This window comes from Paenibacillus favisporus, from assembly GCF_040545415.1.
Classification (GTDB): domain Bacteria; phylum Bacillota; class Bacilli; order Paenibacillales; family Paenibacillaceae; genus Paenibacillus_AQ; species Paenibacillus_AQ favisporus.
The window spans coordinates 82,078-102,497 of the sequence record NZ_JBEPLV010000007.1; the positions used below are offsets into that span (position 1 = coordinate 82,078).

The window sequence follows — 20,420 nt, forward strand, 5'->3', positions numbered from 1 at the left end:
AGTGTAACCGGTCCATCATAAAAGGAGCTGAAAACCGTTATGATTCACGTACTCGTTATAGGCGCGGGGGCGATGGGGAGCACCCATGCCGCAGCCTATGCCGATATGCCGAACGCCCACTTGGCCGGTATCGTCGACACCGACGCCGGCAAGGGAGCGCGGCTTGCCGAGGCATTCGGCACCTCTTCGTTCACTTCCTACACAGAGGCGATGGAAGCGCTTGACCGCGTCGATGTCGTCGATGTTTGCCTGCCGACGCCGCTTCACAAGAAGTTTGTTCTTCAAGCGGCCGACGACGGCAAGCACGTCATCTGCGAGAAACCGCTGGCGCGCAGTCTGGCCGACGCCAGGGAAATGATCGACCACTGCTGTTCGCGTGGCGTCCGGCTGTTTGTCGGGCATGTTCTCCGCTTCTTCCACGAATATGCGCATGCCAAGCAGCTGCTGGATGATGGCGTCATCGGCAAGCCGGCCGTCATCCGCGCGGGCCGCGGTGGAGGGTATCCGATCGGCTGGCAGCACTGGTACAGCGATTTCGGGGCCAGCGGCGGCATTACGCTGGACGCCATGATCCACGATTTCGATTTTCTTCGCTGGTGCTTCGGCGAAGTGGAACGTGTGTATGCCAAGGGGCTTCATGGGAGAGTTCACGCCCAGCTGGACTATTCGCTCGTGACCCTCCGCTTTCAAAGCGGCGCCATCGCCCACGTCGAGGGAACCTGGTCGCATGAAGGCTTCTCCATGAACCTGGAGATGGCCGGCACGCAGGGGATCATCGGCTATGACAGCGCCCGGGATCAGCCGCTGCTGTCTTTTCAGCGCGGCGGTCATGCAGCCGGAGGCGGCGGCGTCCCCGTTCCGGAAAGCCCGGTCGAGGAAAACCCGTATTTCCAGGAGCTTCGCCATTTCCTGAATTGCATCGAGCAGGATAAAGAGCCGATCGTAACCGCGGAAGACGCCTATGAGGCGCTCCAGATTGCGCTCTCGGCGCTGAAATCGATGGAGACCGGGCGGCCGGTTCATCTCGGAACCGGTACAGCCGACCCGAGCAGCAAAGGAGTGATCGGTTCATGAAAATCGGCATCGCCAGTTTTGCCCATATGCACGCTTACAGTTATGCGAAAGCACTGATCCAATTGGAAGGAGTGGAGCTCGCCGGCATTTACGATCCCGATGAGCAGCGGGGTCAAAAGTTCGCCGGCATCCTTGGCACCAGCTATTACGGCGATTATGCCGAGCTTCTGTCGCAAGGCCTCAGCGGGATCGTCGTTACGTCGGAGAACGCAAACCATAAGGAGCATGTCCTTGCGGCCGCCAAGGCGGGGGTTCATGTGCTGTGCGAAAAGCCCATATCGACCAATGCCGCGGACGCCCGGGACATGATCGAGGCCTGCAAAGCCGCCGGCGTCATGCTGCAGACGGCCTTTCCGGTCCGGTATAACCGGTCCGTCATCCGGGCCAAGCAAATGATCGACGAAGGCAAGCTCGGCCGGATCCTCGCCATGAAAGGGACCAACCGCGGGCAAAATCCGGGCGGATGGTTCGTCGACCCCGCCCTGTCCGGCGGCGGAGCGGTCATTGACCACACCGTTCATGTCGCCGATATTATGCGCTGGTTCACCGGCGCGGAGGTAAAAGAGGTGTACGCGGAAATCGGGCAGCTCATGTCCGCCGCCCCCATCGATGACTGCGGAATTCTGTCGATCGAATTTGACAACGGCGTGTTTGCCACGCTGGACTGCAGCTGGTCCAGGAATCCTTCCTTCCCGACCTGGGGCGACGTGACGCTGGAAATCGTCGGGACGGCCGGCACCCTGACGATCGACGCCTTCGGACAGAAGCTGAATGTATTCAGCGAAGAGCGCGGCTACCGGCACCATTTCTGGGGCGACGATATGGACTTCGGCCTGGTCCGGGATTTTGTAGCCTCGATCGCGGAAGGCAGGACCGAGGCGAACGTGACGGGCGTCGACGGGCTCAAGGCGCTCGAAGTGGCCCTGGCTGCATACCGCTCGGCGGAGCGATTGGCAGCCGTTTCGCCTGCAGAGCTCTGAACCTAAACCTGACAAAGGGGTGTATGAAGCGATGCTGAAGTCGATAAATCAATGGGGATTTCCGGAGGGAACCCCGCTCGAGATGATTTTTCTTCATGCGGAGCAGGCGGGTTACGATGCCGTCGAGCTGAACCTGTATCCGTCCGGCGGAACCGGGCTGACCATGGACACCACTGCACAGGAGGCGGAGGCCGTACTGGCCCTGGCTTCCCGTCACAACATTCAGCTGCGCAGCCTTTCGACCGGCATGCTGTGGAAATCCCCCCTGTCCGCGGCGGATCCGGATGTCCGCGCCGGCGGACGGGAGATCGTCACCCGGCAGCTGGAGCTTGCATCCCTGCTCAGGATGGACACCGTGCTGGTCGTTCCCGGGGCGGTGACGCCTTCCGTCACCTATGAGGAATGTTATAGCCGCAGCCAGGAAGAACTGCGGGAACTCATTCCGCTGGCCGAACAACACGGCGTTCATATCGGCATCGAGAACGTCTGGAACAAATTCCTGCTCTCCCCGATGGAGATGGCCCGGTATATCGACGAGCTCGATTCGCCCTGGGTCGGAGCCTATTTTGACATCGGAAACGTCCTTCTCTTCGGCTATCCCGAGCATTGGATCCGGACGCTGGGCGAGCGGATCCGCAAAGTCCACGTGAAGGACTTTAATCCGGCAGCCGGACCGAACGGCTTCGTCCCGCTGCTGTCGGGCAGCGTCAACTGGAACGAAGTACGTCGGGCGTTGAACGAGATCGGCTACACGGATACCGTCACGGCCGAGCTCACTCCGTACAGCGCCGACCCTTATCAGATGGTGTATGATACTTCCGCACAGCTGGATATCATTACAGGCCGTTGAGGGCAAACATCCTGACCACCTTCAGCCAATGGTATTGGCTTGCAGTCATCTCAAGCGTTCAGTTTCGCTGAATAAGCTGATAAATCAGTCAACCTTAAAGGGCTGTCTCGCCGGCAGAGTCATTATGCCGAAAGACAGCCCTTTTTTCCTAGTTCAAAGCTTATTTCGGTATGAATACATATAAGTGCATGTTCCAAAAGGTCGGTTTTCAGCACCGAAGCTTATGTTTCCGATGTAGCCCGGCGGTCAGCAGGATGACAACATCGGCTCACCCTTCTTCTATTAGCATAAGTGCTATAGACCTATTTTCTACTAGAATCGCAAAAAGCGGTTGATTGGAATGTTATGGAAATATTAAATATTTTATCGTTGTATTTTGCAAAAATAGCGATTATTCTAGTTAAAAATACAAATGCTACATTTAACTGTATCCGAAACCCAACCAGAGACTTTGAATGAAACGACAGCAAATTGCAAAGCTAAGTATTGGAGGCCTGACCATTGTGTATGTAATTGGATTTATTGTATCGCTTGTTATCGTTTTGGCTTTGATCCCTCCTTTAAGGAAGCTCGCGATCCGGGTTGATTTCGTCGACCGGCCCACCACTCGCAAAATACATAAGGAACCCGTACCGCATCTGGCAAGCATCGCCATCTTTCTCGGCTTTATGGTTCCCTACATCGTTCTGACCGGACACTGGGACAAGGAAATGGCCGGCATTGTGGCCGGCTCGCTGCTCATCCTCGGCATCGGCATGATCGATGACTGGTACAAGACGAAAGGCAAGGATTTTGCCGCTCTGCCCAAAACGCTCGTGCAGGTAGGCGCTGCGGTGATCGTCTATTATTCAGGGATCTCATTCGAAGGGATCACCGTTCCGTTCGCCGGCCATATGGTCGTGTTTCCGGAGTGGCTGCAGTTTATTTTGACGATTCTGTGGATCTTCGGCGTCACGACGGTCATTAATTTTATGGACGGGCTGGACGGGCTGTCCGGAGGCGTGGCCGCCATTTCGGCCTTTACGCTGTTTATCGTTGCTATTGCCAAAGGCCAGTCCCATTCCGCGATTATGGCGGTGCTGCTGGTCGGGGTGACGCTCGGTTATCTGAGATACAACAAGCCGCCCGCCAAAATTTACATGGGGGATGCAGGCGCGACGTTTATCGGGTTCATGCTCGGCATCATCGCCCTGGACGGAGCCTTTAAACAGGTGACCGTCATTTCCATTCTCGTTCCTGTGCTGGCGCTTGGCGTGCCGATCTTCGATAACATTTACGTTGTAATCAAACGGTATCGGGACGGCAAGCCGGTGTACAAGGCCGACCGAAGCCAGCTCCATTACCGGCTGCTGTCCTGGGGGCTGAGCCCGAAGCAGGCGGTCGTGTTCATCTATTTGCTCAGTGCCTGCCTGTCATTGTCCTCGATCATCCTGATGTTGATCAGTTAGCGGGGAACTTCCGGCTAGGCGTGGTTAACAAGGAAGAAAGCAGGAATCGTTCTATGGGAGCTATTGAAACGAAATGACAAAGGGGCTGCCCACCGTCGTGCATGACACGACAGCATGGGACAGCCCCTTTAATTATGAATAACCGGCATACGCCTATTTAGATCGAATTAGGCTTGAGAAGCGGATTGAAGGGCACGAATGGACAAATCCAGCTCCACCATGCCGCCCGGAAGGTCGCGCGATCCGGCAATCACCCAATTTACGGCCAGTGCTTTTTGCAATGCAGCCAGTTGTTCCAAGGTGAGCCGCAGCCCGTGAATCACGCCCTCGCCAACCTCAAAGTCCTTTTCCTCATCCAGTCCAAAACGCTGCACCAGCCAGTTTTTCAGCCCGTTCCGCGTGTTAAACGTCATGCGGTAGCCTTCCGTTGCCGCCTGGGCCAGCGGCTCCCCGTGTTCCTCCGAGTAGCCGAACAGGTTGGCATAACGCTCGCCCTCAAGCCCAGCCTGGATAAACGGCTCAGCGTCCTTGTTATGGACAGCCTCAGCGATGGCGGCCGCGGACAGTCCGGCCCGCTTCGCCTGCTCGATCAGCAGTGCGGTCCACTGTGATACTTTAATATCCTGATTCATCCGGTCTCTCTCCCTTCTCGCTCCAGTTGCTTATATCTAAAGAAAAAGCCCTCGAGTGAGGGCTTTCCTTGTACGTCCCAGGAGGGATTCGAACCCCCGACCGACGGCTTAGAAGGCCGTTGCTCTATCCAGCTGAGCTACTGGGACTTGCTATGTAATAAAAAAAGCGAATGCGTTATTTATTATACCGCATTTAGCCAATTTTTCAAGAGGAAAATGAGAAAGCCGATTGGCGGGAAATACTATGGGTAATATCATAACAAAATACGTTGTAAAGGAGCACTTCCCATGCGACAGTTGTTATCTTCACTTTCCTACTTCAGCATATTTTTCGCCCCGTTTATCCTGCCGGTGATCGTATGGATCGCCGTCCGGGACGAATACGTCGCCAGGCATGCCAAGCGAGCGCTGCTCTCGCATCTGCTGCCATTCATTGCGGCCGTACCGCTGCTGTTTTTTACTTTGGCAGCCCACCATGCCGGCTCGATCCTGGGATATATCCTGCTGTTCTGCGTTATTTACTTCGGCACGTTTGTGTACAACATCGTTAAAGGCATTCAGGTGCTTCGCGAATATGCGTAAAGCGTGAACAGCTAAGAATAGCTGAACAAACCTCCGGGGATATCCCCGGAGGTTTGCATGGTTCAAGGAGGTTACTGGTTGCCAAAACGTCTTGGGTTATGGGGCACAGCCAAATTTCTCGAATTTCTGCTCGTCACTCCACCCGCAAAAGCGTTTTGTCGGGCGTATTTACTTCTCTTGCCTTTTTTGTTCGTGAAGTCCGCCATTTAGCTCACCTCCCCTAAACCATAGTATGGGGCGGGAGTCTGCCGGCTATGTTCCTAAAATTATGGCTGCGTTTACTTTGCGAACCTGCTCCGCAGATCCTCCTCTACGTTCCCAAAAGAGATCAGATCGCGCAGGAACAGGTCCCGCTCCTCGTCGGCCGTCAGAAAGAAGCTGCCTTCGAACGCCTGCATCGTCACATCGGTATACGCCTGATGCATACTGTTGTCGTACCAGTCGAGCTCTGTGTCGGCATCGTTGCGGATCAGCCGGATCAGGCCGTAACAGCCCGGCGACGATTCGGCCACATAAGCCAAAAGCGCGGGATCGTCTACCGCTCCTGGCAGCACGCCGATTTCGGCGCAGCGGACCCCGTCCAGCTCCGTCATCCGCCGCACCTTGGCATCCTTAATATAATACATGCTTTCCTCCTCTCCCTGGTCAGCCGGAATTCAGAAATCAAGTATAACCCAGCATTTTGTTCTCCGTTAGATGCTGGCGCGTTTCTGCCGTACCATATTCGTATATTTTCCGGTACAGCTTGTTCAGGCTCTCCGTGTACTGCGAATTGACGTCATCCTCCGGCGTATCCGGCCATGGAAACGTATAGGCCAGGAAGGAGTCTTCGGCATGCTCCTGCATATCCTCCATCATCTGCTGCACTTCCCTGGCCTGCCCCACCGTGCAGTACATCACCAGCTCATAAGGAGCGGCGCCTTGTTCGGCAAGAACGCTTCTGCCGTGTACCGATACATAAAAATGCTGCTTATCCATGTCTCATTACTCTCCTTTGTAAAGATCATAGAAATGTATAAGTTTTCAGCGGAGCTGAACCATTCCATGATCGCAAGAAAAACATCCGCTAAATGCGGCCTGCCTGCTGTAGAAGTACGTCGACAGACACGTTTTTCTTACACTGCCTTTCCTATAGTTTTCGTTAAAGGACAGACATTTTATGCCCCGATTCGGCATATAACTGTATCACTTTGGCAAACAGAAAGGACAGCGAGTGGACAAACGACAAAGAGAGGATGACCCATCATGTGCGGAATAACCGGTTTTATACAATGGAGCGGCGACTTAACCCAGGATTCGCAGATCCTTGTCAAAATGACGGAAACGATGTCGGATCGCGGACCGGACGCTTCGGGAACATGGATCTCCAATCCATGCGCCTTCGGCCACCGCCGTCTGAGCGTCATTGACCCCGAAAACGGCGCACAGCCCATGATCGTTCATGATGATGATGATGTGTATGCGATTTGTTATAACGGGGAGCTATATAACGCGGCCGAGCTGCGGAGCGAATTGGTCAAAAGAGGACATCACTTCCGGACCCATTGCGATACGGAAGTTCTTTTGGTTTCATACATCGAGTGGGGGCCGGCCTGCGTGGACCGGTTCAACGGCATTTTTGCCTTTGCCATCTGGGACAGCGTCCGGGAGCAGGTGTTTATGGCGCGGGACCGCCTGGGCGTTAAGCCCCTGTTCTACGCCTACATCGACGGCACTTTAATATTCGGCTCCGAACCCAAAGCGCTGCTGCAGCACCCCAAGATGGAGCCTGTGGTCGGCCCGGAAGGGCTCGCCGAAGTGTTCATTATCGGCCCGGCGCGGACGCCGGGACAGGGCGTCTATAAAGACATGAAGGAGCTGCGGGCAGGCCACGCGATGATCTTCAGCCGCGACGGGCTGCGCAGTTACGCCTACTGGCGTCTGGACAGCCACATCCACGAAGACAGCGTGGAGGAAACGGCGGCGAAGCTGCGCGAGCTGCTGCAGGATACGCTGGAACGGCAGCTGGTTTCGGACGTTCCGGTCTGCACGCTGCTGTCCGGAGGGCTGGATTCCAGCGCCCTGACGGCCCTTGCCGTTCAGTATTATAACCGGACCAACCAAGGGCAGGTCCACACCTACTCCGTCGATTACGTCGGCAATGAGAAGCATTTCAAATCGCATGCCTTCCAGCCGGGGGCCGACGCTCCGTTTATCCAGCGGATGGTGGAGGAACTCGGGACACAGCACCATTACATCGAATTTGATACCCCCGAGCTCGTGGAATCGCTGAATGCCTCTACCCTGACCCGGGACCTGCCCGGCATGGCGGACGTGGACGGCTCGCTCTATTTATTTTGCCGTGAGATCAAAAAAGGGGCGACGGTAGCCGTCTCCGGCGAAGCGGCCGACGAAATTTTCGGCGGCTATCCTTGGTTTCACCGCGAGGAAATGCTGAATTCCGGCACGTTCCCTTGGTCGGTCGCACCCGACATGAGAGCCAGCCTGCTGTCACCCGAAATCCGCGAATGGATCCGTCCGCTGGATTACCTGGGGGACCGTTACGCCGATGCGGTACGGGAAGTTCCCAAGCTGCGCGGCGAGACCGGCCAGCAGGCCAAAATGCGGGTCATGTCCTACCTGAACATCACCCGCTTCATGCCGACGCTGCTGGACCGCAAGGACCGCATGAGCATGGGCGTCGGCCTCGAAGTACGCGTGCCTTATTGTGATCACCGGCTGGTCCAGTACGTATGGAATATCCCTTGGGACATCAAAATGACCGGCGGTCGGGAAAAGGGCATTCTACGCAAAGCACTGGAAGGCGTGCTGCCGGACGACGTACTCTACCGCAAGAAGAGCCCGTATCCGAAAACCCACAATCCGGATTTCCTTGCCGCCGTCAAGCAGCAGATGCTCGACATTCTGGACGATCCGTCTGCCCCGATCCTGCCGCTGATCGACAAGAACAAAATTCTCGAGATCGCCGCTTCCCCCGAGGCATCCTCGAATCTGCCATGGTTCGGCCAGCTGATGTCGGGGCCGCAGCTGTTTGCTTACCTGGCCCAGGTCAACAACTGGTTGAAAACCTACAATGTGGCCATTCGTTAACGTAAAATGAACATGCAAAAAGGGTATCCGACAGGCTCTAGTCAGCCGGATACCCTTCTGTTTGTTCACCGCGGTGCATGCGTGCTTCATCTAGTCACATTAACCTGCCGGGCGCTTTTTCCGACAGATTCCCCTTTGATCAGCGTGACGTAGATGCGCTCATGCTCCACTTCCTCGCCGGATAAAATTTTGATCAGCTGCTCCGACGCCAGCGCCCCCCATTTCCGTTTGGAGTAGTTAATGGTCGCCAGGCGCGGCTGCATGTAGCTCGTCAGCTCAATATTATCGAAGCCGATCAAATGCACATGCTCCCCGATCCGGTAATCGGTCTCCGCCAGCCGGTTGCAAAAACCGATGGCCATTTCGTCATTGAGGCAGAACACGGCCGCCGGGCCGGTATACTCACCGATGACCCGTTCGGCGGCGCGTTCCCCTCCGCTTTTCTTGAAGTCGCCGGGGATCTCGATCCACTCCACATCTTCCGTGCGGTCCGCAACCATTTTGACCGCCTTCATGCGCTGAATGGAGTCAAACGAGTCATCTGGCCCCGTCACGATGTAAATCTTCTTGTGGCCCTGCTCGACCAAAAATTCGGTGGCCAGCGTAGCCCCTGCCTTATTATCCAGCAGCACCTGATTGATGTTGGGATGCTCGAGCTCCCGGTCCAGCACGACGATTTTGTGGTTCCGCTCGGCATATTTGAGCAGCTCGGCGTTCGTAAACGCATGGTCCAGAATAATGGCTCCGTCGATCATCCGCTCCGGAAGCATCCGGTGGGCCTGCTTGCCGCTGCATACGATCAGGTCGTAGCCCTGGGCGTTGCAGACCTCCTTCATCCCGTCGAGCAGATCGCCATACACATCCCCTTTAAAATCCGTCAGAAATACCCCGATGATCCGGGATTCCCGCTTCTTCAGCGATCTCGCGGCCGCGTTCGGCACATAGTTCAGTTCCTTGGCGATCGCCAAAATTTTCGAGCGGGTTTCATCCGTCACCTTGCTGCTGCCGTTTAGGGCATATGATACCGTCGATATGGAAACCCCGGCTTTTTTAGCGATATCCTTAATACTAACCAATGTTCCTCGCTCCCCCGTATCAAACCATTGCTAGGTCCAAAATTATCCATATTCCAGTTCTCATGGAAAAGGGCGATCCGTGAAGATCGCCTTAAACTGCTACATAAAAATCTCAACCACATTGTGGCCGTCCGGCTTCATTCCCTGCTCGAACACGTCCTTCGAAATCCGCAATCCGCCCTCGCGGTACGGATTGCTCACCGCCGAAGCTTCCAGCTCCCGGCCGTTCAGCTTCACGCGGCGCTCGCCGGTGCCGCTCAAATGGTAAATGAAGGCCACGTCCTGACCGTCGTAGCGGAAGTCGAAGCGCAGTCCGTCCAGCTTCTGCGGCAGCACCGGATCCACGATGAGATCCTGCTGCTCCTGGCGGATGCCCAGCGCGTTCGAGATCAGCTGATTCATGTAGATCCCCGGACCGCTGGAGTAAATACGCCATCCGCCCTTCACCTGCACGCTGCCGCTGCGCAGCTCATCAAAATGCGCCTGCGCGTCATAACGCGTGTTGAACTTGCCGTCGGAGCTGCTGAAATAAGCGTTGCTTTGACGCAGCTCGGCATTCGGCACGACATTGCGGATGCCGACCGGGTTGATCACGTTCAGGCCGTTCCATACATCATCCGCATGCCCGAGCTTCGCCATCGCTTCAATGAAGCGGATATGGGCGTGAACATACTGCAGGCCCACTTCGCGCCCGAAATTCGACGCCTGCTCCGCCCGTTTGAAGTGCGTGCTGACGCCGCCGGCATACTGGGCCGGACGGTTCATGAGACGGACGCCGTCCGGGAAGAAGAGCTTCTCTTTGATCAGCTCATAATGCGCCTTCGCGCGCTCCGGATCCAGCAGCTCCGCAATCATGCTCCGGGTCATCGGCAGCAGGCGATACTGAATGCCGGTCTCCTTGTCGGTCGGATGGAGCATCAGCTTCACCTCGTCCGGATTCTCCATATAGAGGAACCCAGGAATGACTTCTGTTCCGAGCATGTATTTTTCGTAATCGCGCTTGATTCCCTGCGCCATATCATGAAGCTCCGAAGCCAATTCCGGCTTGGCGGATTTCAGGGCGCCTGAGAGCTGTGTCATCGTCTGGTACGTCAGGGCGACGGTCCAGCTGCTGACCATATACTGCTTCAGCTGGGCGTTGGCCGGCTGCAGCGTATCGTCCCAATCTCCATCCCCATAGGAGGACAGGTTGGTATCGTGCAGGAAGTGGCTGCGAATGTAACCGATCTCCTTGTACACGTGATCCAGAATCGTGGCGGTTTCTTCGGTAAAATGGAACTTGTGCTTGACCGTATATGGAACCTTCTCCTCGAGAATGCCGAAGTCTTCGGTCGCCCGCAGGTAATCGCTGAGCACCTTCAGCGGCCATACGATGATATCGCCGTGGCTCTCCTCCTGCTGGACGGTAAAGTAGTTGTCGAACATAAACCACTGCGGCCAGTTGCCGTCGTCTTCGTACTGGTGGGAATACACCATTGTCAGAATGTCGCGCACCTGTTCGAATTTTTGCGTCGCCATAAAGTACTCGGTCGGCCCCTGGCAGACGTCCCGCGTTCCCCAAGCTGCGCCTCCGTACTGTTCCAAGCCATGCGGCACCGAATAATGCACCAGCATATTATGGGTGTACCACCAGGCCAGCGCATTCACTTTGAAGAAGTCCTTGCCTTCGGTGCCATCCCCGCCGGTTAAGCGGAATCCGTTCATCACGTCCCGGAAGAACTCCCGATATTTCGCGATTTCATCTTCTGCGCTGCGGTTAGCTTCAGGAAGGTCTTCCCCGTCCAGCAGCCCCTGCATCGTCAAAGTCCACTCCGGGGCAGCATCCAGCTTGAGCGTCACTACTGATGCTTCCCCAGCCTTAACGCCGCTTGCGAGTGCCGTTTCATCGCTAACAGCCGCCTTGGCGCCGTCGATCCGCATGGTGTATTTCAGGTGCGGATAGGCTTCCTTCCGGAGTGCATCCTGGGCGCCGTGGAACGTCAGCACACCCGCCGATTCCGTCATGCGGACCGGTGCTTCGAACTCGTTGACGTCCATAGTGACCTGGCTGGTCACCAGGAATTCATACGCTTTGCCGCTCTCCGAGCGCACATGAAGGCGTACTTCAGGCGCATCCGCCGCCGCGAAATTGGTGATCACCAGCATGTCATCCGCCGTTTTGTAGTACCAGCGCACATAGTTGAAGCCGATCTCGAACAGCGACGGCATCGTCAGGAGACGGTACACTCCCTCGATGTTTACGTATATCCGCTGTCCCGCCGTCTTCGGCACGTTCAAGGCGCTGCGGGCATTGCTCATCATTTTGTTGAAGTTGGTATTGCCCACCACCAGATGAGAGTTGAAAATGCCGTACATATAAGAAGTCGTCGTCACGACTTTGGCGCCCAGCTTCACGCTGCCGCCGCTCATCAGAATATGCCCGTGCGGACGCTCCACCCGCAGCTCCTTCTCTTTCAGTACGACATGCTCATAGGTGTCGGTAAAGAACGCAAGAAGCTGTCCGTTCTCGGTTTCCTCCTCCTGTCTTCCAGCTGCCGGGAAAAGGGCTTCGAGCTCCTCCGCAGTAAGCGGCAGGGTACGCAGCGGTTCACCGATCTCCGGATTCAGGCGGACCCGCGGCAGTTCATGCAGCGGACCGGCCGCAGCGGCCAGATTTGCCTGCACCTGATCCCAGGCTTTCAGCACCTCGTCCTTGAATTCCAGCTCGGTTACCGCAGCCGCATGATCCGGCTTGAACAAGCCGTAGAACACGAAGCGTGCTTCCCCGTCCAGCGTTACCGCTTCGGACTGAAGCGCCGTGTAGGCGAACTCGTATTGATAGACCTCGTTCGCCAATTGAGGCTGGCTGAGGCATGCCGGCACGTTCGTTTCTTTATAAGACAGGCCGAAGAACTGGAAGCCGTCCGTAGAGAACCCCGCGGCACGCGTCAGCGAACCCTGCTGTATGTAAGGGAACGCTCCGCCCTGCGGCTGGTTCTGGCGCGAGCACACCACATAGCCGTGGTCTTTGTCTTCGAAGACGGTATGGTCGATATATTGGGACAGGTACGCCTCGTTGCTGCGAACGGCGCCCGGATCCGCGTCCCCGATATCCTGGCCGTAAACGACGTCGATCTTGAAACCATGCCCGGTCGCCCGGACGTCCCAGAACCACACGCCGAGCGGACTGAGCGCAAACGTTACGCTGTACGCTACCCCTTCGGCTTCGCCTGTCCAGACGATACGTCCCTCGCCTGTGCTGACCCGGCTGTCCGAACGGATGCCGAGCAGCGGGTAGAAGCGGATGGCGGAATCGTCATGGAAGCGGAGATACAGATTATTTAAAGCCCCATCGAGCGGGCTGCTCATCAGCTGGTTGATCATCGTCTTGCCGCTGACGGCTTGGAACAGGTCGCCGCTTTCCCAGAACGTAAAGGACAGATCGCCGGCCTGGACTTGAAGCTTGGAATTCGTAATGGTTGTCATAGTTGTTCATCCTCCTATCCCGGAAGCCGGCCGGAACCTGTCCGGTACGGCTTCGAGGCAGCTTTTACAGTATTTTTCATCCTGCATCGTCTTGTTGGTCAGCTCTCTCCAAGACCATGCGCTGTTCTTTGTGTACACGCATGGCCGTCTGTTCATCTAAACCAGCCGGAACGACTCAGCAAGGGTGTCCCGGCTGTTCGGACCGACAAACACCTGGAACGTTCCCGGATCGCTGGCTTGCGTAAGGTCGGAATGATAATAACGAAGCTGTTCCTCCGTGATCGTAAAGACCGCATCCGCGCTTTCCCCGGGAGCAAGCTCGAGACGTACGAAGCCTTTCAGCTCGCGCATCGGACGGACCACTTCACCGGCCACGTCGCGGATATACAGCTGAACCGTTTCGATGCCTGCGCGATCCCCGGTGTTCGTTACGTTCACGCTGACCTGCAGCGGCTGATTGGCCGTTATCTCGTTTCCGGACAATTTCAGCTCGCCGTATTCAAACGTCGTATAGGATAGGCCGTATCCGAACGGAAGCAGCGGATCATTCGGACTGTCGATATATTTGGACACATACCGCTCTTCCGTTTTGTCCGGATTCATCGGACGGCCGGTATTGTAATGGTTGTAATAGACCGGAATTTGACCCACCGAATGCGGGAAGGACATCGTCAGCCGGGCCGAAGGATTCACGCGCCCGATCAGGATGTCGGCGATCGCGGCTCCGCCTTCGCTGCCCGGGAACCAGGCTTCCAGGACGGCGTCCGCTTCGTCAATGATTCCGTGCAGGTCCAGCGGACGGCCGTTGAAGATCACCGCAGCCATTGGCTTGCCAACCTTCTTCAGCTGCCGCACCAGCTCCAGCTGGGCTTCCGGCAGGCGGATGTTCGTTCGGGACCCGCCTTCCCCGCTCATGGCCGAATCTTCGCCAAGGGCGAGCACGATCACGTCCGCGTCTTGAGCCGCGGCGATGGCAGCGTCAATCTGCGATTGCTCCACGCTTACGACGCCGGAGCCTTCGGCAATGACCAGCTGCCCCTCAGCCAGCCGCTCCTGCAGCGCGGTTCCCAGCTTCACGGCGTCTTCCTTCACGCCGACGCAGGACCACCAGCCGAGGATGTCGTCGCTCTGGGCGAACGGCCCAATCAGGGCAACCTTCTTTCCAGGCGCAAGCGGCAGCAGGCCGCCTTCGTTTTTCAGCAGTACGCTCGACTTGGTTGCCAACTCGTAAGAAACGTTTCGATGTTCCTGACAGAACAGCACTTCGCGCTCACGCTCCGGATCGGCTCCTCGCAGCGGATTGTCGAATAACCCGAGCTTGTCTTTCAGCCGCAATATCCGCATCACCGCTTCGTCGACCAAGGCTTCGTCCACGCGTCCGCTCTCGATGAGGCCCGGCAGATGCTGTACGTAACAAGGTGTCATCATCTCGATATCCACGCCGGCCCGGATCGCCCGGTAAGCGGCCTCGCCATCGTCCTCCGCCGCGCCGTGCGCGATCATTTCGCGGATCGATGCCCAGTCCGAAATCAGGACGCCGTCAAAACCCCACTCATCGCGGAGGATGCCGCGCATCAGCTTCTCATTGCCGGTAGCTGGAATGCCGTCCACGGTATTGAACGACGTCATGACCATCTCGCAGCCTTCGTCCAGTGCCGCTTTATAGGCCGGCAGATACTGCTCCCGCAGATTGCGTTCCGACATGTTGACCGTGTTGTAGTCGCGTCCCCCTTCAGGAGCGCCATAGGCGGCGAAGTGCTTAACGCAGGCAGCCAGCCGCTCCGGCTCTTCCTTCAGGCTCCCGCCTTGATAGCCGCGGACAAAAGCCCGGGCAAACAGGCTGTTCAGGTACGGATCTTCGCCGGTCGTCTCCATGACGCGTCCCCACCGCGGATCGCGCACCAGATCGACCATCGGGGCAAAAGTTACGTGAATGCCGGACACCGCCGACTCTCTCGCGGCAATTTCGGCGCTCTTCTCGGCCAGCTCCGTATCCCAGGAGCATCCGATCGCCAGCGGGATCGGAAAGATCGTTTTGAAGCCATGCACCACATCGGCCATAAACATCAGCGGAATGCCGAGCCGGCTTTTGCTTAAATATGATTTCTGCACATCGATGACCGACTGCGCTCCCGATAACCCCAGAACGGAGCCGCTGGCGGTCACCATCGATTCGGTGATCCCCATTTCCTCAAGCGGTCCGGTAATTTGGCTTTCGCCGCCTTCATGAAAATTGGCGGTCAGCTGGAGCAGCTGCGCAATTTTCTCTTCCAGCGTCATCTGATGTAACAGTTCGATTAACTGCCGGTTGTCCATTCCATTCCCTCCACAACAAAGTCGTATGATGATCCAGGCCTTCCGGACACGAATGGTCCGGCGCTTTCAGACCCTTTCTCCTTTCTCAGGAGCTTGCACAAAACCTGGCTGACAAGGGCAGCAAGGATGAAACCCGTCCTTGGCGCTTATCTTTTGTGCAAATTCCTCATGAAGAAAAGCGTCTATCGATATACATTTGCATTCTTTAATCGTTATTAGAATCTATGTCTCCTCCCCGTGGCCAGGCCGGCCTATTTATAATAGAAGAAACCCGGCCCGGCACCACCGTGGAAGAGAAGAACCCGGCTGCATCAAAATGTGCTGCACACCGGGTTCCTTAGACTCGGACTGCGTATAATGCTCAGTTCTTATCCTTATTTCAGAACGATCTGTTACTTGGCAAATTTGCTGTTCAGTTCATCCAGAACCGGTTGAACGAGGGACTGCTTGCTTTGTACCCACTTCTTCCAGTTCGCTTCCAGATCGCCGCCTTGCAGGATCAGGTTGGCGTACTCGTTCTGGTAATCGAAGGATGCCTGGCTCTTCGCTTTGGAATCGTACAGCTGCACATCCCAGTCGTAAGTTGCCAGCTTGCCGCCTTCGCTGCCCAGTTTCGCTTTCTCTTTAAACAGCTCAACGGCGCGGTCACGGTATTCCTTCTTGATCGCAGGGTTCACGATACTGAAGTCGTCACCCAAAATGTACAGTCCTTCAAAACGTGCCGGATATTTGTCTTCCAAGGTCGTTCCTTCCGGAAGCAGGCTGACCGGCTCTTTGTTCTCGTCGTACTTCCAATCCTTGCCCTCAAAGCCCATGTTCAGGAGCATTTGTCCTTCTTTGGTCGTCGAGTAGTCGATAATATCCATGATGCGTTCGAACTTCTCTTTGCTGATGTTTGGCGAGAAGATCAGCGCAGACCAGAAGTTCGGCTGCTCCAGGTTGCGGTATTTGCCGTCGTCACCCAGAACGATCGCCGTATGGACGAGGTCGTCGCTGCTTACGCCCAGGTTCTTCTGCATGTTCTTGTCCATGTCTTGTCTGTACGAAGCCAGACCGCCCAGCGACATCATCGCAGCAACGCCTTTAACTCTGAAGTTGTCGCTGCCTTCGTTGTTTTTCCATGTGTAGAATTCCGGATTAAGCAGGCCTTCTTTGTACGCTTTCTGCATCAGCTTCAGACCGGTCAGCGTCTCCGGATCGGCTGGTCCCCAATGGAACTTGCCGTCTTCTCCTTTATAGAACGCCGATTCCACGCGGGAGTGCTCACTGTTGGCCATGATGATGTTGGTCAAAGCGTCATCCGCTGTGTATGAGATCGGAACGAGCTTGGAGCCCAGCTTCCCTGGGTCTTTCTCTTTGACCAGTTCCGCATAATGGATCAGTTCGCTTGTGGTGTATGCATCCTTCAGTTCAAACCCGACAGCTTTGGCCCAGTCTTTGCGGATCGCAATGACGCCGATTTGGTTCACAAGCGGATCAGCCGGTTTGTTCTGGTAGTACACCGGTTTCGGCAGAATGTAAGTACCGCCTGTCAGCTCTTCCAGCTTGTCGCCGAGGCCGGTCAGCTTGTAGGCCGCCGCTACGTTCGGCCAGCGCTCTTTCCAGTCATCCGGGAATTTGTAGAGCAGTCCTTGATCGACATAGTTCATGAAATCGCCGTGCACGTAGTTCCAGCTGGCCACGTCAGGCAGGTCGCCGGAGTTGATCCACAGGCGGAGTTTTTCCGGCCATGAATCCCACTGTACGTAGTTGTAATCCCACTCGACGTTGAATTTGTCCATCCAGTACTTGTGGAACTCGTTGTCGAGCACACCGTCTTTTACTTCCGTGGTCTGCGCGACGGAAATTTTTAATTTGTCCTTGTAGTTCCCGTCCGCGTCTTTTTCGTTGCCGCCGGATGATGCCGTGTCTTTCCCGCAGGCAGTCACCGTCAGCATCACCGCCGACAGCGCAACGGCCAGAAGCGGTTTGAACAGCTTTTTGGTGTTCATGTTTTTTCCCCTCTTTTGATCAGATTTTTTGTGGTAAAAAAAATCTATTGTGTAATCAGGTCTTGATAGCCCCTGTTAACACCCCTTTGGCGAAGTGCTTTTGCAGCATCGGGAAGAAGCACATGATCGGCACCATCGATACGAAGACCGAAGCCATCTTCATTCCCGTGGAAAAACCGGATTTGTTCAGGGCGTCTACGCTGGCCGCATTCGAAACGTTTGTCGACGATTCGACGATAATGGTCCGCAGGACGTTTTGCAGCGGAAGCATTTCCGCTTTTCGCAGGAAGATCATCGCATCATACCATCCGTTCCAGAAGGCCACGCCGTAGAACAGCGTAATGGTCGCCATAATCGGCGCCGCGAGCGGAAGGACGACGGAGAACAAGATGCGCCATTCGCCCGCCCCGTCGAGCCTCGCGGATTCCATCAAGGACTCCGGCAGGCCCTGGAAGTAGTTCATCATCAGGATCATATTGAAGGCACTGAAGCTTCCAACCAGGATGACAGACCACAGGGAACCGGTGAGGTGCAGCGATTTCATGACCAGGTACAGCGGCACAATCCCGCCGTTAAAGATCATGGTGAACAGGACGAGGAAGAAGATAAACTTTTTCCCCGGGAACTTGTTGCGGCTGAGGCCGTAAGCCATCGTGCTCGTCAGGAACAAGCTCAGCGGCAGGCCGACCACCAGAATTTTAATGGTGTTCCAGAAGCCCGTCAGCAGCCTGCCGTCTTCGAACAGCGCACGGTAGGCGTCCAGCGTCGGATGCTTCGGCCACAGCATCATCGGATTATCGGCATACTCCTTCTGTGAGGCGAGCGAAATCGCGATCACGTTCAGGAACGGAATCAAAATAATTAATGCCAACACAATCAGCACGATAAACATGATGTAATCGAGAAGCGTCATTTTACCGACCCGGTATTTATGCCGTTTCTCAGCATGCGTACTCATCTCTCTAACACTCCTTTCCTAACGGAACAATCCGTCTCCGCCCATCAGTTTGGCCACGCGGTCTGCAGCAAGCAGCAGAATCATGTTCACGAGCGAACGGAACAAGCTGACCGCCGTCGAGAACGAGAAGTCCGTCGAGGACTGGAACGTGATCCGGTAAATGTACACGTCGAGCACCTGGGACACGTTCTGCGTCGCCGCATTCGCCAAGTTGAAAATCTGGTCAAAGCCGGCGGACATCAGGCCGCCCACGTTCAGGATGAACATGACCGTGACGGTCGGCAAAATGTTCGGCAGCGTAATTTTGAAAATTTGCTGCATCCGCGAAGCGCCGTCGATCTGCGCCGATTCGTATTGGTCTTGGTCGATCCCCGAGATAGCAGCCAGGAAGATGATGGCCCCCCATCCGGTGGATTTCCAGATGTCCGTCAAAATCAGCATCGGCAGGAACATGGGTTCGGAGCCGAGGAAGTTGATCGTCGGAAGTCCAAGAAGCTGCAGCGCGCTGTTCAGCAGGCCGTCATAGGAAAGGACGTTGATCACGATCCCCGAAACAATGATCCACGACAGGAACTGCGGAAACGTAAAGATCGTCTGGAACAGCTTCTTCGTCTTCCGCATCCGGAGCTCGTTCAGCAGGAGCGCCAGCAGAATCGGGAACGGGAAGGTGATAATCAGCTTGATAATGTTGATGTACAGTGTTCTCCACACCGCTTGGGCAAACGTCGGGTCGCGGAATACATACTTGAAGTTCTCCAGGCCGACCCAAGGGCTGCCCCAAATTCCCATGTTGGCTTTGTAATGCTTAAACGCGAGCGACAAGCCGCCCATCGGCAGATAAGCAAACAGGATCAGCCAGATGATGCCGGGAATAAGCAGCGTATACGTCATCCGGTGCTTCCAAATTTCCGTAAACAGATTACCGGTTTTGGAACGCCCCTTTGCATTTTTGTTCGGCCCTAAGGCTGCGGGTTTCAATTGGCATCTCCTCACTATTCTTGGGTCTTGTCTTCAAACAGAAAATCAAAAGCGGTCTTTAAATGCTCTTCCCAAAAGAGCCAGTCATGCGTTCCCGGTCCCTCAACGTACCGGAAATCGAACGGGCTGTTTTCCATACTGGCGGCAAACTGCCGGTTCATTCCGACGAACGGATCCTCCGATCCGCAGCAGCACAGCACCGGCGGCAGCCTTCGGCCCTCTTCGATCAATTTCGCGGACAGCGCATACACATCCTGATCCGGCTTCACCTCAAGCCCCGGTCCGAAGACGGCCTGCATCTCCCTGCGCATCCCTTCCGGCATCGCCGGGTCATTCAGACGCTGACGGATGTCGGTCACGCCCGAGAAAGATACGGCTTTGGCGTACCGCTCCGGGTAGGTGAGCGCGCATTTGAGCGCTCCGTAGCCGCCCATCGACAATCCCGCCACAAACGTTCTTTCGGGATCGGTATTCAAATGCAACAGGCGCCCGCACAGCTCGGGTAGCTCCTCCGTGATGTAGTGAAAATAGTCCAGCCCGTAAACCATGTCGGTATAAAAGCTTCGCCCTGCTTCCGGCATGATCACCGTACAGCCGTACCTCGCCGCGAACATTTCCACGGTCGTCAGGCGGTGCCAGGTGCTGGCGTTGTCCCCCGCTCCGTGCAGAAGATACAGCGTGCTTGAAGTGGGGACGCCGGTATCCACCGGAGAGATCACATGGATGCTGGTCGTCATCCGCAGTGTTGGCGAGCCGGTATCGATCGTTAGATGCGCCATATGTAACCCCTTTCATTTCAGTTCGACTGCTCTATCGTGTTGTCCGCCTTAGTCAGCGGCAGCCCCCTTTCGGGAAGCCGGCCCGGCTGAGCCGATAACGGACAGTTTCGGCCCGTCATTGGTTCTTCTGATCGCCGATTGCGTTCCCGCCTAAGCAAGATCCGATTCAGCCTTATCGGGCATTATCGGTAGCTGCCGCAG

Annotated in this window: 16 protein-coding genes and 1 tRNA gene; 6 read left to right on the top strand and 11 right to left on the bottom strand. The window is 55.9% G+C overall.

Annotated features, from left to right (window positions below; translation table 11 throughout):
- Positions 1 to 39 precede the first annotated feature (39 nt).
- From ABID47_RS26680 to ABID47_RS26695, 4 genes are all read left to right on the top strand, one after another.
- Positions 40 to 1,074: a Gfo/Idh/MocA family protein gene (locus ABID47_RS26680; RefSeq protein ID WP_354501322.1), complete on the top strand. Its 1,035-nt coding sequence runs from the start codon at positions 40 to 42 to the stop codon at positions 1,072 to 1,074.
- Positions 1,071 to 2,054 (top strand): Gfo/Idh/MocA family protein, encoded by a 984-nt coding sequence (locus ABID47_RS26685; protein WP_354501324.1) that lies wholly within the window; start codon positions 1,071 to 1,073, stop codon positions 2,052 to 2,054. Before ABID47_RS26680 ends, ABID47_RS26685 begins: the two co-directional genes overlap by 4 nt.
- A 31-nt stretch (positions 2,055 to 2,085) precedes the next feature.
- Positions 2,086 to 2,904 carry a sugar phosphate isomerase/epimerase family protein gene (locus ABID47_RS26690; protein ID WP_354501326.1) on the top strand — a complete coding sequence of 273 codons (819 nt, stop codon included), beginning with the start codon at positions 2,086 to 2,088 and terminating at the stop codon, positions 2,902 to 2,904.
- Between the two features lie 455 nt (positions 2,905 to 3,359).
- Complete coding sequence (locus ABID47_RS26695; RefSeq protein WP_116234197.1) at positions 3,360 to 4,352, top strand: MraY family glycosyltransferase; 993 nt, start codon at positions 3,360 to 3,362, stop codon at positions 4,350 to 4,352.
- 167 nt (positions 4,353 to 4,519) lie between these two features.
- Here the strand turns inward: ABID47_RS26695 and ABID47_RS26700 are convergent, their stop codons facing one another.
- Both ABID47_RS26700 and ABID47_RS26705 read right to left on the bottom strand, forming a co-directional pair.
- A complete protein-coding gene (locus tag ABID47_RS26700) occupies positions 4,520 to 4,984 on the bottom strand; it encodes a hypothetical protein (protein WP_145029180.1) in 465 nt (154 codons plus the stop codon).
- A 73-nt stretch (positions 4,985 to 5,057) separates the two neighbouring features.
- Positions 5,058 to 5,131 (bottom strand) — tRNA-Arg (locus ABID47_RS26705).
- Between the two features lie 141 nt (positions 5,132 to 5,272).
- On the opposite strand from ABID47_RS26705, the gene ABID47_RS26710 reads away from it, so the two are divergent.
- Entirely contained in the window at positions 5,273 to 5,566 is a 294-nt protein-coding gene (locus tag ABID47_RS26710) for a DUF4870 domain-containing protein (RefSeq protein WP_076174239.1), read from the top strand.
- 278 nt (positions 5,567 to 5,844) lie between these two features.
- Here ABID47_RS26710 and ABID47_RS26715 read toward each other — a convergent pair whose 3' ends face one another.
- On the bottom strand, positions 5,845 to 6,192 hold the full coding sequence (locus tag ABID47_RS26715; RefSeq protein ID WP_116234196.1) for a hypothetical protein: 348 nt from the start codon (positions 6,190 to 6,192) through the stop codon (positions 5,845 to 5,847).
- A 37-nt stretch (positions 6,193 to 6,229) separates the two neighbouring features.
- Entirely contained in the window at positions 6,230 to 6,544 is a 315-nt protein-coding gene (locus ABID47_RS26720; protein ID WP_076174234.1) for a hypothetical protein, read from the bottom strand.
- Between the two features lie 267 nt (positions 6,545 to 6,811).
- Here ABID47_RS26720 and asnB point away from each other — a divergent pair, with 267 nt between their 5' ends.
- Entirely contained in the window at positions 6,812 to 8,656 is a 1,845-nt protein-coding gene (asnB, locus tag ABID47_RS26725; protein WP_354501330.1) for an asparagine synthase (glutamine-hydrolyzing), read from the top strand.
- Between the two features lie 86 nt (positions 8,657 to 8,742).
- Here the strand turns inward: asnB and ABID47_RS26730 are convergent, their stop codons facing one another.
- From ABID47_RS26730 to ABID47_RS26760, 7 genes are all read right to left on the bottom strand, one after another.
- Positions 8,743 to 9,732 (bottom strand): LacI family DNA-binding transcriptional regulator, encoded by a 990-nt coding sequence (locus tag ABID47_RS26730; protein WP_354501332.1) that lies wholly within the window; start codon positions 9,730 to 9,732, stop codon positions 8,743 to 8,745.
- 99 nt (positions 9,733 to 9,831) lie between these two features.
- Positions 9,832 to 13,197, bottom strand: coding sequence for a GH36-type glycosyl hydrolase domain-containing protein (locus tag ABID47_RS26735; RefSeq protein ID WP_354501334.1), 3,366 nt, complete (start codon positions 13,195 to 13,197; stop codon positions 9,832 to 9,834).
- A gap of 156 nt (positions 13,198 to 13,353) precedes the next feature.
- A complete protein-coding gene (bglX, locus tag ABID47_RS26740; protein WP_354501336.1) occupies positions 13,354 to 15,513 on the bottom strand; it encodes a beta-glucosidase BglX in 2,160 nt (719 codons plus the stop codon).
- 392 nt (positions 15,514 to 15,905) lie between these two features.
- Complete coding sequence (locus tag ABID47_RS26745; RefSeq protein ID WP_116234190.1) at positions 15,906 to 17,504, bottom strand: type 2 periplasmic-binding domain-containing protein; 1,599 nt, start codon at positions 17,502 to 17,504, stop codon at positions 15,906 to 15,908.
- Between the two features lie 55 nt (positions 17,505 to 17,559).
- Positions 17,560 to 18,462, bottom strand: a complete 903-nt coding sequence (locus ABID47_RS26750) for a carbohydrate ABC transporter permease (RefSeq protein WP_076174223.1) — start codon at positions 18,460 to 18,462, stop codon at positions 17,560 to 17,562.
- 18 nt (positions 18,463 to 18,480) lie between these two features.
- A complete protein-coding gene (locus ABID47_RS26755; protein WP_116234189.1) occupies positions 18,481 to 19,440 on the bottom strand; it encodes an ABC transporter permease in 960 nt (319 codons plus the stop codon).
- Between the two features lie 14 nt (positions 19,441 to 19,454).
- On the bottom strand, positions 19,455 to 20,219 hold the full coding sequence (locus ABID47_RS26760) for an alpha/beta hydrolase (protein WP_354501339.1): 765 nt from the start codon (positions 20,217 to 20,219) through the stop codon (positions 19,455 to 19,457).
- Positions 20,220 to 20,420 lie beyond the last annotated feature (201 nt).